The sequence below is a fragment of the Uliginosibacterium paludis genome (genome assembly GCF_039631355.1).
GTDB lineage: Bacteria > Pseudomonadota > Gammaproteobacteria > Burkholderiales > Rhodocyclaceae > Uliginosibacterium > Uliginosibacterium paludis.
Map to the genome: position 1 here is coordinate 567,770 of NZ_JBDIVF010000003.1, position 13,540 is coordinate 581,309.

Sequence of the window (13,540 nt, forward strand, 5' to 3'; positions counted from 1 at the left end):
TCTATTTCGAGAGCCACCAAGCCCAAATGAATGCCGGCGATAAGCACTTCATGGCAGCTCAAAATCGCTGACCCGCATGACGCTTGGCGGAGCAGCCAGAGCTGAGAAAACACTCCTCATAAGATGTTATTTCGGGCTTTCTTTCCGCAAGCCATATTGCTTGACCAGGCCATAGATCGCCGGAATTACGCACAGCGTCAGCAGGGTCGAGGAGATCATGCCTCCGACCATGGGCGCTGCAATGCGGCTCATGACTTCCGAACCAGTGCCCGTGCTCCACATGATCGGGAGCAAGCCCGCCATGATGGCCACGACCGTCATCATCTTCGGGCGAACGCGTTCCACGGCGCCTTCCATGATGGCTCCGTAGAGGTCGGGCAGCGTGGGTGTTTGTCCTTGAGCCAGACGCTTGGCGCGGACTTCCTCCCAAGCATGGTCAAGGTAGATCAGCATGATCACGCCAGTTTCAGCGGCCACACCAGCAAGCGCGATGAACCCTACAGCCACAGCCACGCTCATGTTGTAGCCCAGTGCCCACATTAGCCATACGCCACCCACCAGGGCGAAAGGCACCGAGAGCATCACGATCAGTGTTTCGGTCAGGCGTTTGAAGTTCAGGTAGAGCAGCAAGAAGATGAGCAGCAGGGTTACCGGTACGACTACTTTCATCTTGGCAATGGCGCGCTCCATGGATTCGAACTGCCCGCTCCAGGTGGCGTAGTAGCCGGCCGGGAACTGGACCTGTTCAGCTACCGCCTTGCGAGCTTCATTGACATAGGAGCCGATGTCCCGATCACGAATGTCGACATAGATGTAGGCAGACAACAGCGCGTTTTCGGTACGAATACCGGGGGCGCCTTTAGCCACCTCTACCTTGGCCAGCTGGCCAAGCGGAATCATGGCACCGTCCATGGTGGGAACCAGTACATTGGTGGCAATCGACTGCGGATCGGATCGCAATTCGCGCGGATAGCGCACGGTAACGCCGAAGCGCTCACGCCCCTCCACTGTTGTTGTCACCATTTCTCCGCCCAGGGCTGTGGCAATGACATCCTGCACCGCGCCCACACTCAAGCCATAGCGTGCCAGCTGCTGCCGGTCGGGTTCGATGTTCAGGTAGAACCCGCCGGTAATGCGTTCAGCAAAGGCACTGGTGGTGCCGGGAACGGTCTTGACGACGGCCTCGATCTCCTTGGCCAGACGCTCCATTTCATTCAGGTCTTTGCCGAAAACCTTGATCCCGATGGGGGTACGGATACCCGTAGACAACATGTCGATGCGCGCCTTGATCGGCATGGTCCAGGCATTTGAAACCCCGGGGAATTGCAATGCCTTGTCCAGCTCGGCGATCAGTTTGTCGGTCGTCAGCCCTTCACGCCACTCCGACTCTGGCTTGAGATTGATGACGGTCTCGAACATCTCTGTTGGCGCTGGATCTGTCGCAGTGTTGGCGCGTCCCGCCTTGCCATACACGGAAGCAACCTCCGGGAAGCTCTTGATGATCTTGTTCTGCGTCTGCATCAACTCGGCGGCTTTGGTAATCGACATGCCCGGCAAAGAGGCCGGCATGTACAGCAAGGTGCCTTCGTTGAGGGTGGGCATGAATTCACTGCCCAGCTTTGAGGCGGGCCAGATGGTTGCCAGGAGCGCCAGGGTGGCGATGGCGATGGTTGTTTTCTTCCAGCGCATCACCAGCGCGATGACCGGGCGATAGATCCAGATCAGGAAGCGATTCACCGGATTTTTTGACTCCGGCATGATGTGCCCGCGAACGAACAGCATCATCAGCACAGGCACCAGGGTCACGGAAAGAAAGGCAGCGCCCGCCATGGCAAAGGTCTTTGTGTAGGCCAGCGGCGAGAACAAACGTCCTTCCTGAGACTCCAGCGTGAACACGGGCAGGAACGATACGGTGATGATCAGGAGCGAGAAAAATAGTGCCGGACCGACTTCCTTGCAGGCCGCAATCAAAGCTTCCGCACGGGACTCGCCGGGCTTGAGCCGTTCGATATGTTTGTGCGCGTTTTCGATCATCACGATGGCCGCATCGATCATCGCGCCAATGGCAATCGCGATGCCGCCAAGACTCATGATGTTGGAGTTCATGCCCAGCAAGCGCATCGCTAGAAACGCAATCAGAACGCCCACCGGCAGCATGAAAATCGCGACAAGTGCCGAGCGGACGTGGAGCAGGAACACTATGCAGACCAGCGCAACAATGATGCTCTCCTCTACCAGCGTTGCTTTGAGCGTTTCGATGGCACGATGGATCAGGTCGGAGCGGTCATACACGCTTTGAACGCTGACCCCCTCCGGTAGCCCGCTGGAGACTTCGGAAATTTTCTGTTTGATGTTGTGAATGACCTCCAGGGCGTTCTGCCCATAGCGAGACATGGCGATGCCAGAGACGACTTCACCTTCGCCGTTGAGTTCGGTAACGCCCCGGCGCTCGTCAGGCACCAGCTCGACGCGCGCGATGTCGCGGATCAGAACTGGGGTTCCTTTTTCACTCTTGACGACCAGGTTTTCGATGTCGGAAATGCCACGCAGGTAGCCTTTGCCCCGAATCATGTATTCGGTTTCGGCCATTTCAACTACCCGACCACCGACATCCCGGTTGGATTCCCTGATTACCTTGGTAATGGTTTCCAGCGGAATACCGTATGAGCGCAGCCGGACAGGATCTACGGTGACCTGGTAGGTCTGAACGAAACCACCGATAGAGGCTACCTCCGCCACGCCGGGGGCCTTGGCGAGCTGGTAACGCAAATACCAGTCCTGAATCGTGCGCAGTTCAGCCAGTGACTTGTTTTTACCTTCCAGTGCGTACTGATATACCCAGCCTACGCCCGTGGCGTCAGGCCCGAGTTGCGGGGAAACATCTTTGGGCAGACGGCCGGAAGCAAAATTGAGATATTCCAGCACACGGGAGCGTGCCCAGTAGATGTCCGTACCGTCTTCGAAGATCACGTAGACAAAGGACGCCCCGAAGAAGGAGAAGCCCCGAACCACCTTGGATTTCGGCACCGACAGCATGGCGCTGGTCAGCGGATAGGTCACCTGATCCTCGACCACTTGCGGCGCTTGGCCGGGGTATTCGGTATACACGATGACCTGAACGTCGGAGAGGTCAGGCAAGGCGTCCAGTGGGGTTTTGAGGACAGCCCAGGCGCCCGCCACGATGATGAACAAAGTGCCCAGCAATACCAGGAAGCGATTGCGTGCCGACCAGTCGATAATGGATGAAAGCATGCTTGCCTCGCCTTAGTGAGCGCTATGGGAATTGCTGGGGGTCGCCTGAGGGCGCTTGGCTTGCGCCTTCATTCCGGTAATGACGTATTCCCCCGGCGCGCGCTCCACGAACTCAAAACTCACGCCTTGGCCTGTCTTCAAGCCTTGGGCAAGCGCTGTATTGGCAAGCTTGAATTCCATGCTCATAGCCGGCCACTTGAGCGAAGCAATCGCATCATGTTTGAGCATCACAGTCGCATTCGCCGGGTCCATCGACTCGATTTCGCCGACGGCCTGATGGACAACGGCTTTGGTTTGTCCGGTCGGCTTGGCTGCGTCAGCAGGGGCGTTCACCGCACCAGGCGCCGCGGCTCCGTGCGCTGCATGACCAAAACCACCAACAGCCGCCTTGAGGTTGCTTTCTGCGTCGATCAAGAAGTTCGCTGCAACCACGACTTCTTCGTTCGCTTGCACGCCTTCGAGCACCTGAATGTATTGCTCGCCTCTGAGCCCCAGCTTTACTTCGCGGGGCTCAAAGCGTCCTTCAGCACGCTGTACAAGTACGAGCGCCCGCTTCCCGCTGTCGATCACCGCGCTGTTGGGCACTGTCAGCACGGGCGTACCTGCGCCCGTGCTGACCTCTACCTGGGCAAACATGGCGGGCTTGAGCAGCAATTGTGGGTTGCTCAGCTCCACCCGGACCGGGATGGTGCGGGTTTCTGCATTCAAGCTGGGATAGATGTAGGACACAGTCCCCTGGAAACGCTTGTCCGGGTAAGCCGGGATGCTCACGGACGCCTTGCTGCCAAGCTTGAGCTGGCCGATATCCTGCTCAAACACATCGGCAATGACCCATACCGAAGACAGGTCGGTAATCTGGTAGAGCGACTCGCCCGGCTCGAAGCGCATGCCCTGGATGGCTTTCTTCTCCGAAACGATGCCCGACACCGGGGAGCGGAAGGTCAAGGTACGGCGGCTCTCTTGCTGACTGGCCAGTGACTTGATCTGCTCTGCCGAAATATCCCAGTTTTTCAGGCGTGTGAGGCTGGCGTCAGCCAGTGACTGCATCCCGCGCCGGGTCTCTTCGTTTCCCCCCTGGAGGGCCTGCACGCCTTGCGCGGCAATCGCGTATTCACGCTGTGCCGATACCAACTCAGGGCTATACACCTCAAACAAGGGCTGTCCTCGGCTGACCGCTTGCCCTGTCACATTGACATGCAGTTTCTCGACGTAGCCCTCGAACTTGGGGGAAATGGAGAAAGTCTTGCGTTCATCCGCTTCCACCCGGCCTGCCGCGCGTAGCTGTCGATCCAGCGCACGCATCGCAGCCGCTTCGGTGCGCACGCCCAATTTCTGGACTTTCTCTGTGCTGATCTTCAGTTCAGTGGAAGATCCCGCCGGCTCTTCCCCGTCATAAACCGGGATGTAATCCATACCCATAGGGTCTTTTTTGGGGACGGGAGATGTATCCGGCAGCCCCATGGGGTTGCGGTAATACAGGATCTTGCGCTGAGCCGTGGCGGACGTGCCTGCGGCAGTCTGGCCGATTTCTGCTGCGGGTTGCCCGTGTCCGGCAGGGCGAGCCCCCAGCCAATACCCCGCCCCCAAGGCGGCGAGCGTCAAAGTGGCAACACCAAACGTAAGCGTGCGATTCATAGTGCTTCCCCAATCAGTTTCTCGATATTGGTCAGTCTGAGGTGCTGCTCTGCCTGTGCTTTCAGCATCGAAACGCGGGCTTGGGTGATCTGGCGCTGCGCGTCCAGCAGTGTGGCGAAATCCACCTTGCCGTTTTCATAACCCGCCAATGCGGACTTGAAGGAGAGTTCGGACTGCGGCAGTACGCTGCCGCGCACCAGCGCTTCAGAACGCTCGGCGGTTTCATAAGCACTCAGATTCTCGGCCAGCTCACCAAACAAACGCTGGGTAGCCGCTTCCTGCCGAGCCCGCGCTGCGGCCAGCATGGCGTTCGCCTCGCGCTCCTGGCTGCGACGTGCGCCTTGTTGCAGCGGGATATTGACCTGCAGCATCAGCTCCCATTCATTGATCCGGTTGCCGGATTGAATGGGGGAAACCCCGAGACTGATGTCGGGGTAACGATTTTTGTATGTCAGCTCCCGGTTCTGCTCAGCGGCTGTGATGCGATGACTTTCGACAGCAACCTGCGGATTGTTGCTGCGCAGTCGCTCGATCAACTCGCCCATATTGAGCTTGTCGCGGCCTGGAATGGCGGGCAATTCCTCCGGGGCCTCCAGAGGGGACGCTGTTGGCCGGTTGAGTACTGCGTTGAGTTTGGCGCTGAGGGCGCGCCGCTCCCCGCTGACGCCAATGAGTTCGGCCCGCATGGCGTTCTGTTCAAGCTGAGCGCGAATCACATCCTGCTGCGGCGTCAGTCCTCCGGCGTAACGCGCCTGGGCGATTTTCTCCAGTTGCGACATCAGCGCCAGTTGCTCTTGCAGGAGGCGCTCGTTGCTGTCCAGAAAATAACGCTGGAGAAAAGTCTGCCGGATCAGCGCGGAAAGCTCGGTCCAGTTGCTTTGCACCAAGCCCTCAGCCGCGCGAGCCTCAGCCGTTGCCACACCCGTGCGCAGATCACGCTTGCCGTACCAGGGGAAGTCCTGCATGAGCAGGTAGCGGGTGCTGCCAACCCGGGAAGGATCGAGCGTCGGATTCTGCTCACCCATCTTGGTAATGTCGCGCAACTCGACTTGCAGTTTTGGATCAGGCAAGGCGCCTGCGGAGCCGATCCGTTCTGCGGCAGCTTCCGCCTCATGACGCATGGCGGAATATTCAACATTGTGGGATTTCGCGTACTCAAGCAAACCGTGCAGGTCCGCGCCGACCGGTTTTTCTTGAGCCTGCACATTGAATGCCAGCGCTTGCCAGAACAGCACAATCAGCAAGGCCAGAGGGCGAACAGGAAATGAGTGTTTCACGCCATGCTCCACTTGATTCAGTGCTTGGCAAAAACGGAGGTACTGCCATCCGCTTTGACCAGCAGCGAGTTATAGGGAATGGATTGAGACCCCTCCATGCCGGGCGAACCGGGGGGCATCGACGGAACGGCCAAACCGAGTGCGGCCGGCTTTTCGGCCAACAGACGCTTGATATCCTCGGCAGGGATATGACCTTCAAGCACATATTTTCCCACTTGGGCGGTATGACATGAAGCCACCGAAGTGGGCATGCGCAGACGTTCTCGCTGTGCGATGACATCCTTGACTTCCGTGACCTTCATCTTGAATCCAGCCTGGCGCATGTGTTCGACCCATTTGCCACAGCAGCCACAGTAAGGACTCTTGAAAACCTCAACTGTTTCGCCGGCAGCCTGGGCCGGCAAACTGCCGATCAAACTCATCGTGGCCAGTGCGGCAAGTAGCAATTTGCGAGCGCCTGTGTTTCTGATTGCGTTTGTCATGGTGAACTTCCTTTGAAAGTGATGGGCTCATCATGCGCGGCACTCTCTGTCAGCAAGCTGTCCTGAAGATTACGGACTTGTAAGGAAGTAGCTGAATGAATCGATGTTGACGGACGTCAAACCAAAGAACTTGCGACAGAGAGAAAGAATGCAAAAAAGGCCTGCGAAACATCCCGCAGGCCTCCATCAATCCTTTTTTCAATGGATGTGTTTCAGGTGTTGCCAGAGCTCGCGCGTTGATAAAGCATCGTGCGGCTCACTTTTCCATCCGTGCCGAAATCCACGTCGAAACGCTGCGTCCAGTCATCCGTATCGTAGGTCCAGGTTGTCGTGCCATTGAGCCAGACTGGCTTGCTGGCAGGTTTGCCCAGCGCATGTTCGACCTCCGCCGCGCTCACGCCAGATTTCACCACGGGCAGTTGAGTGAGTCTGATGGTCGGCGCGGGCGTTCCATCCTTGGCAAACAGTGCGGGGCTTGTTGCGAGAAAACCGGTGGCTACCAAAGCGGCAACACTTGAACGGATGAGGGTTGAGGCATTCATAATGATCTCCTATGGATATTGGGGAGGCTTGTGGGCAAATGCCCTCAAGCACACGATCAGTATGGAGTTCATGAACTGACGATGCGGTGACCCGCGCATTACATTCATGTCACTTCGTCATGCGGTGACGAAATACTTTTCAACGCTCACCCGAAGCTGGGCGCTCAATGCGTCTCCCGTCAGACAGGCCGTCTGCTCGTGCCACGCTTTAGCATCCTGCTCGAAGACAGCGACGATGTCAGGATCAAAATGCGTACCGGCATCTTGTGTGATGATCGCCAGGGCGGCATCAAAGTCCATGGCGGCTTTATAAGGGCGCTCGGAAGTAAGCGCATCAAACACGTCCACGACAGCAAAAATTCTCGCCAGGATCGGGATGTCGTTTCCGGAGAGTCCATCCGGATAGCCACTGCCATCAAAATGCTCATGGTGGGATCGAATGACTGCTGAAGCCCCTGTCAGCCAAGGGTTGCCGGCCACGATTTCAAGACCTAGCAGAGGATGGCGTTTCATGACCTCGAACTCTTCCGAATTCAGCTTCCCGCGCTTAAGCAGGATGGCGTCAGGAATTCCGATTTTCCCGACATCGTGCAGAAACGAGCCCACGATCAGATCCGCCATCCTGACGTAGGGCAGACCCAGTTTTTCAGCAAGTGCCACGGCATAAAGCGTGACTCGGTAATTATGCAGATCGGTATCGGAATCCCGCTTTGCCGTAGCGCTTCCCAGTGCGTGCAGCAGAGACAGATTGGCATCCAGAATACGCCGGGATTGCTGGGCCGCTTGCTTCAGCAAGGTCAGGAATATCGGGAACAGCAGCACCGAGGTGCCGAAGACAGCGGCTATAGCCAGTAAAACACTGCGCCATATTTCCCGCTCCAGTTTTGAAGCATCGAAGTGATAAACCCCCTCCACATACCCTGAGAGAGTTCCGTCCAAGCCTGGCAAGGGCAAGACAATCAGGATTTGACGTTCGTTGCCGGCACCGACCCAACGTGCCACCCGCTCTCGCTGAGCCGGCCATGAATGGGCTTGCAAGGAAACCGTTCTTTGCGCAGAAGACGAGGCCGCTGCCCAGGATTCGTAAAGCAGCAATTTCTGGCTGCTTAATACGCGAACCCCGAGCAATTTTTCCGGATCAAGCAAGCGCTCAATCTCCGGGTGACTCGTCGTGGAAGGCGCCAGCAGCGCGGCCTGCATCGAGGGCGATTCAAAGTGCCTCACCCCTTCGAGAGCCCGCTCCAAGGCGGCCTGTTCGCCTTGACGGGTGCCCATGACATACACCATGGTGCCCGTCAGCACGCTGATCGAGAGCGCAGCAACACTCAACCTTAGCGCAAGTGAGCGCCGGAGCTGTCGAGGGGATTGAAGGCCTATACCAGCAGCGTCGGACATGTTCAGTGCGCCGGGAGCAGGCTACATAGCCGCTCCGGCGTTGCATGGGTCACATGTCATTCATTTTCCATCGCGCGGATGGTAATGCTTGCTCATGTCTTTGGCCGGATTGGATTGCCCAACCTTGGGCTCGGCAGGCTTGGGGGCCATTCCGCCTTTTTCTTCCATGTGAGAATGCTTCTTCATGGCGGGCGTGGCTTTCTCGGCAGGCGTGCTGGCGGCAACTTTGGGCTCCTGCGGCTTGTCCGCGTCGGCTGCGTTGGCTCCCATGGAGATCGCCATTGCAGCAGCCACCAAGGCCGGGTAGAGGATGGTTTTCCGTGTCATGACAGTTCCCTTCGTGATGAAATGAACGCGCAATGCGTCCGGATGGTGATTTGAAAGCTCAATTCGCCCCGATCTTGGGACGTTTTGTAGCAGCTCCCGCTGGTGCGTGTGAGCAGCATCCGCCACCCTTCGCGTTAGCGTGAGACTCCGCGTTGGCGTGTAGCCAGGCCCGGAAGCCGGAAGCCCATTCCTTCATCACGGCCCGGGCCTCATGCCAGAATCTAGCGATGGCCATGGCGTTGCTCCGCCGCCCGTGAGCTGGCGCTTGAGTTTTGCTCTGCCGGCCGCTCTTCGCTGTTTGCACAGCCGGCCAGAAATGCGGCCATGAGCAGCGCCGCAATCCAAGATTTATGTTGGCTCATGACAACTTCCTTTTCCGTGATTGAAATTGTTCGGGTTTCGCGTGCCTCACCCTCTCGGGGAAATTTCACACTACCGCCAGTCCGTTACTTGGCAGGCTGAATGTCGGTGACGATCATTTTGCCGGCCTCATTCACGACCATGAACTTGACCTTGTCCCCCGGTTTCAGGTTGTTCAGAAGGCCTTTGTCCTTGACTGCAAACACCATGGTCATGCCGGGCATGTCCAGGTTTTTGATCTCGCCATGCTTGAGCGTCAGCTTGCCGGCGGCCGGGTCGATCTTGCGCACCTCACCATCAGTCATCATGGATGCCTCTTGAGACATGCCCATCTTGCTGTGATCCATATTGGCCTGTGCCAATGCCGGCATGGAAAGGGCAATACCCCAGGACATGGCGGTCAGTGCCAGAACGGTTTTGATGCTGTTCATATCTACCTCGCGAACTAAAGAAAATACGTTTAACGATGGATGGGATGGCTTCGACATTCAGGAAATGTGCGCCTTGGTCTGCTTAACGCTTGCCAACGCTCACCGCGCCTTTCATCCCTGCTTCGTAATGGCCCGGCATCAGACAGGCAAAGTTCACAACGCCCGCCTTGGTGAACTGCCAGATGATTTCGCCCTGTTTGCCGGGGGCCAAGGTCACCTTGCCGGGCTCGTCGTGTTCCATGTCCGGGAATTTCTTCATCACCTCCAGGTGCTCCAGCAACTCCTTTTCGGTGCCAAGGCTCAGTTCGTGTTTGATCTGCCCCTTGTTCTTGACCACGAAACGGACGGTTTCACCTTGTCTGACCTGAATCTCGGCAGGCGTATAACGCATGTTGTCGCCCATCTCGATGGTGATCGTGCGATTGACCTTCGTTTTCACGCCCGGCTTGCCGATGGCTGTTTCTTCAGCACCGTGACCGCCGGCATGACTGCCACTGGCCAAAGCTGTGCTCGACATGAGCAGGGCTGCCAGCACGGCGATAACTTTTTGACCGACAAACTTTTTGTGCTGCATAACAAGATCTCCTGACTTTGTTGGGGAAAGAGGCTCAGTGGCCGGTATGCGCATTCGGTTTGCGCACCCGAACCTCTGTGGGGGAGCTGGCTTGGGTGGCACGTGGCATGGCCTGGTTGCCGGCGCTGCTAGCGCGTTGGGGTTCAGCCATTGAGCCCTTAAATTCATAAGCCACCGTGCCTACCGGATGTTTGAACCAGCCCGGGTCTTTGTAATCTCCCGGTTTCTGATCCCGACGCACCTTGAGCGTGGTGAACATGCCGCCCATTTCAACCGGGCCAAACGGCCCCTGGCCCGTCATCATGGGCAGCGTGTTATCCGGCAAGGGCATTTCCATCTCGGCCATGTCCGCCATGCCGCGCTCGCCCATGACCATGTAGTCCGGGATGAGCTTGCGGATCTTGCTGGCGATACCGGAATGGTCGACGCCCACCATGGTCGGCACGTCATGCCCCATGGCATTCATGGTGTGGTGGCTCTTGTGACAGTGAAAGGCCCAGTCGCCTTCTTCGTCCGCCAGAAACTCGATCTGGCGCATCTGGCCGACCGCGACATCGGTCGTCACTTCATACCAACGGGTGCTCTTGGGCGTCGGGCCGCCATCCGTGCCGGTCACCAGAAACTCGTGACCATGCAGATGGATAGGGTGATTGGTCATCGTCAGGTTACCAATCCGGATTCTCACCTTGTCATTCAAGCGGACATTGAGCGAATCAATGCCTGGGAAGGAGCGGCTGTTCCAGGTCCACAGATTGAAATCGAGCATGGTATTGACCTTCGGCGTGTAGCTGCCGGGCTCCACGTCGTAGGCATTGAGCAGGAAGCAGAAGTCGCGATTCACTTCGTCGATCAGCGGGTTCCGGGTCTTGGGATGGGTGACCCAGAAACCCATCATGCCCATCGCCATCTGCGTCATTTCATCCGCGTGCGGGTGGTACATGAAGGTGCCGGGGCGCCGAGCGACGAACTCGTAGACAAAGGTCTTGCCCGGCTGGATTTGCGGTTGATTGAGCCCGCCGACACCATCCATGCCATTGGGCAGACGCTGACCATGCCAGTGAATGGTGGTGTGCTCCGGCAGCTTGTTGGTGACAAAGAGCCGTACCCGGTCACCTTCCACCACTTCAATGGTCGGGCCGGGACTCTGTCCGTTGTAGCCCCATAAGTGCGCCACCATGCCCGGCGCAATTTCACGTACCACCGGCTCCGCAACGAGGTGGAATTCCTTGACTCCGTTATTCATGCGCCAGGGGAGCGTCCAGCCGTTGAGAGTGACCACAGGGTTGTAGGGGCGACCGCTATTCGGAACCAAGGGCGGCATGGTGTCCGGTGTCGCCTGAATGACCGGCTCCGGCAATGCGGCCATGGCCACTCGGGAAACACTCGATGCCGCGACCACAAGACCTGCGCTGGCCAGGAAATCTCTTCTTTTCATCATGATCTGATCCTCAGGTCTGCAATCAATGTCCGCCATCGCCACCCGCGACACCCGCCACGGCGGGTTCGCGAGAAGAGGAGGCATTGAGGGGGCGGCCAAGCACGGCGGCTTGCAACTGGGCATCGGCCAGCCAGAAGTCGCGTTCAGACTCTGTTGCCGCCAGCACGCTAGCCACTTGTTCGCGGGCATCAGCCAGCAGCTCAAAAACGCCAATCAACATGCCGTTGTACTTGCGCATGCGCTCGTCGGAGATGGTCTTGCGCAGAGGCACGATTTCATCCCGATAATGGCGAGCCAGTTCGTAGGCGGTTCTGTATGCCGAATACTGCTGTCGCATTTGCGAGGCTGCGCTGACAGCGGTCTGCTGTGCACGATGCACTGCGGCCATGTACTCAGCCTCGGCTTGCGTGCGTCGAGCCCCCCCGAAGTCAAAGATCGGGATCGGGAACTCCACTTCATAACCGCGTTGCGTGGGTTTGCCACTTTCGGAATTGCTCACCAGGCCCACGTGAAGTCCATCGACAACGCTTTGCACACGAGTCAGGCCGCGATTACGTACCACGGTGTCGAGTTCGAAACGTGCCATGCGCACATCCAGCCTTTCATCCAGTCCTTGCTGAAGAATCGGCTGCTCATCCTTGAGCGCCTTCGGAAGGTCCGGCAATCGATCCGGCAACTTCAGCTTCTGCGCTTGCGAGGTGGTCAGCCCCAAGGTTCGTACCAGTGTTTCCCGCGTTTCCACATTGCGTTGTCTTGCACGCTTGAGCTGAGCAGCAGCCTCGGCGTAGAACTCATGCTCATGCGCCCGCTGCAACCGGCTGAAGTTACCAGCGGCCTGCATCCGGCGCGCCAGTTCTGCTCCTGCATCGGCGGCTTCGTACACCCGCTCGAAGTACGCGACAGACTGCTGCGCCGCCACCGCATTGACCCAGGCCTGGCGCGTTTCGCTGATGGCCTGCACGACATCTCCGGCCGATTGCAGACGCAGGCGCTCCTGCGCGCTCTTGGCAATTGCGATCCGGCTCGGCAGGAACACCAGATCGAGCACGGAAAACGCCAGTGTTCGACCAATGTCCAGATCCCGCGCGCCCTCTTCATTGCGCACCAGTTTTTCAAAGGAAAAAACGGGATTGGGCAGACGCGCTGATTGCGTGACCCGCGCCGAAGCAGCGGCATTCTCGGCTAACAGAATCTGGAAGCCTGAGCTATACGCCAAGGCCAAACGCTCTGCATTCGCTTGTGTCAGCGTTTGCTCCAGAAGGGTATCTACCTCAGTCTGAGCCTCACGCCGGGCCTCATCAGAGTCGAGCCTGCGCAGCGCTTTCTCATAATTTTTTTTGGCAAACGTCGAGGTGTCCGATACGTTGCGATCCACTTCGAGGCTCGCGCAGCCCGACAACACAAGAACGCCAAGCAGCACTCCCAGGCGGCCGAGGGGCATCATTGCCGGGCTCCGGAGTTTGCAGGCTTTGCATCTTGCGAAGTGGCCGGCGTTTCGGCGGACAGCTGTTCACGGGCATACACCTTCCACCCGCCAATGCGCTCAACCGCATCATTGAGCGCCCGCCAGTTCCCTACAGGCTCGTCCTGAAATGCTTTATAAGACCGCGAAGCACTCTCTGCCGGGCGGTTTGAAACGTTCGAGGGGGATTGAGCCTGAGCCAACATTGGCAGCATCAAGCCCAGTGCCGCGATATCAAAAATCCTCATGTAGATTCTCCTGCCGGGGTTGAGGGATATAGCCTTTTTTGTTAAGTGCTTTTGCAGGATGTTGCAGCTTCGCGCCCGTCAGTCTGCTGACGCCCGGATTACATGTTTGTAATCTGC

Annotated in this window: 12 protein-coding genes; all 12 read right to left on the reverse strand. The window is 57.9% G+C overall.

Annotation, left to right across the window (positions count from 1 at the left end; all coding sequences use genetic code 11):
• Nucleotides 1-126: 126 nt before the first annotated feature.
• Complete coding sequence (locus ABDB87_RS11375; protein ID WP_345927034.1) at nt 127-3,252, reverse strand: efflux RND transporter permease subunit; 3,126 nt, start codon at nt 3,250-3,252, stop codon at nt 127-129.
• A gap of 12 nt (nt 3,253-3,264) precedes the next feature.
• Nucleotides 3,265-4,887, reverse strand: coding sequence for an efflux RND transporter periplasmic adaptor subunit (locus tag ABDB87_RS11380; protein ID WP_345927036.1), 1,623 nt, complete (start codon nt 4,885-4,887; stop codon nt 3,265-3,267).
• Nucleotides 4,884-6,164, reverse strand: coding sequence for a TolC family protein (locus tag ABDB87_RS11385; protein ID WP_345927038.1), 1,281 nt, complete (start codon nt 6,162-6,164; stop codon nt 4,884-4,886). Before ABDB87_RS11385 ends, ABDB87_RS11380 begins: the two co-directional genes overlap by 4 nt.
• 17 nt (nt 6,165-6,181) lie before the next feature.
• Entirely contained in the window at nt 6,182-6,646 is a 465-nt protein-coding gene (locus ABDB87_RS11390; RefSeq protein WP_345927041.1) for a DUF411 domain-containing protein, read from the reverse strand.
• Between the two features lie 212 nt (nt 6,647-6,858).
• Nucleotides 6,859-7,188, reverse strand: a complete 330-nt coding sequence (locus ABDB87_RS11395; RefSeq protein WP_345927044.1) for a hypothetical protein — start codon at nt 7,186-7,188, stop codon at nt 6,859-6,861.
• Between the two features lie 117 nt (nt 7,189-7,305).
• Complete coding sequence (locus ABDB87_RS11400; protein ID WP_345927046.1) at nt 7,306-8,463, reverse strand: HD-GYP domain-containing protein; 1,158 nt, start codon at nt 8,461-8,463, stop codon at nt 7,306-7,308.
• Between the two features lie 180 nt (nt 8,464-8,643).
• Nucleotides 8,644-8,910, reverse strand: coding sequence for a hypothetical protein (locus ABDB87_RS11405; protein ID WP_345927048.1), 267 nt, complete (start codon nt 8,908-8,910; stop codon nt 8,644-8,646).
• A 446-nt stretch (nt 8,911-9,356) separates the two neighbouring features.
• A complete protein-coding gene (locus ABDB87_RS11410) occupies nt 9,357-9,701 on the reverse strand; it encodes a copper-binding protein (RefSeq protein ID WP_345927050.1) in 345 nt (114 codons plus the stop codon).
• 82 nt (nt 9,702-9,783) lie between these two features.
• Nucleotides 9,784-10,275 (reverse strand): cupredoxin domain-containing protein, encoded by a 492-nt coding sequence (locus ABDB87_RS11415; RefSeq protein WP_345927052.1) that lies wholly within the window; start codon nt 10,273-10,275, stop codon nt 9,784-9,786.
• 34 nt (nt 10,276-10,309) lie between these two features.
• Entirely contained in the window at nt 10,310-11,713 is a 1,404-nt protein-coding gene (locus tag ABDB87_RS11420; protein ID WP_345927054.1) for a multicopper oxidase family protein, read from the reverse strand.
• Between the two features lie 22 nt (nt 11,714-11,735).
• Nucleotides 11,736-13,157 (reverse strand): TolC family protein, encoded by a 1,422-nt coding sequence (locus ABDB87_RS11425; RefSeq protein ID WP_345927056.1) that lies wholly within the window; start codon nt 13,155-13,157, stop codon nt 11,736-11,738.
• The gene (locus tag ABDB87_RS11430; RefSeq protein ID WP_345927058.1) at nt 13,154-13,423 is read right to left on the reverse strand and encodes a hypothetical protein; all 270 of its coding nucleotides are present in this window, start codon (nt 13,421-13,423) and stop codon (nt 13,154-13,156) included. The genes ABDB87_RS11425 and ABDB87_RS11430 overlap by 4 nt, the downstream gene beginning before the upstream one ends.
• Nucleotides 13,424-13,540 lie beyond the last annotated feature (117 nt).

Bases quoted from the DNA above. Each gene is read 5' to 3' on its own strand.
- ABDB87_RS11430 (WP_345927058.1), bottom strand. From the start codon at position 13,423: ATGAGGATTTTTGATATCGCGGCACTGGGCTTGATGCTGCCAATGTTG.
- ABDB87_RS11395 (WP_345927044.1), bottom strand. From the start codon at position 7,188: ATGAATGCCTCAACCCTCATCCGTTCAAGTGTTGCCGCTTTGGTAGCC.
- ABDB87_RS11380 (WP_345927036.1), bottom strand. From the start codon at position 4,887: ATGAATCGCACGCTTACGTTTGGTGTTGCCACTTTGACGCTCGCCGCC.
- ABDB87_RS11425 (WP_345927056.1), bottom strand. From the start codon at position 13,157: ATGATGCCCCTCGGCCGCCTGGGAGTGCTGCTTGGCGTTCTTGTGTTG.
- ABDB87_RS11410 (WP_345927050.1), bottom strand. From the start codon at position 9,701: ATGAACAGCATCAAAACCGTTCTGGCACTGACCGCCATGTCCTGGGGT.
- ABDB87_RS11415 (WP_345927052.1), bottom strand. From the start codon at position 10,275: ATGCAGCACAAAAAGTTTGTCGGTCAAAAAGTTATCGCCGTGCTGGCA.
- ABDB87_RS11400 (WP_345927046.1), bottom strand. From the start codon at position 8,463: ATGGGCACCCGTCAAGGCGAACAGGCCGCCTTGGAGCGGGCTCTCGAA.
- ABDB87_RS11375 (WP_345927034.1), bottom strand. From the start codon at position 3,252: ATGCTTTCATCCATTATCGACTGGTCGGCACGCAATCGCTTCCTGGTA.
- ABDB87_RS11390 (WP_345927041.1), bottom strand. From the start codon at position 6,646: ATGACAAACGCAATCAGAAACACAGGCGCTCGCAAATTGCTACTTGCC.
- ABDB87_RS11405 (WP_345927048.1), bottom strand. From the start codon at position 8,910: ATGACACGGAAAACCATCCTCTACCCGGCCTTGGTGGCTGCTGCAATG.
- ABDB87_RS11420 (WP_345927054.1), bottom strand. From the start codon at position 11,713: ATGATGAAAAGAAGAGATTTCCTGGCCAGCGCAGGTCTTGTGGTCGCG.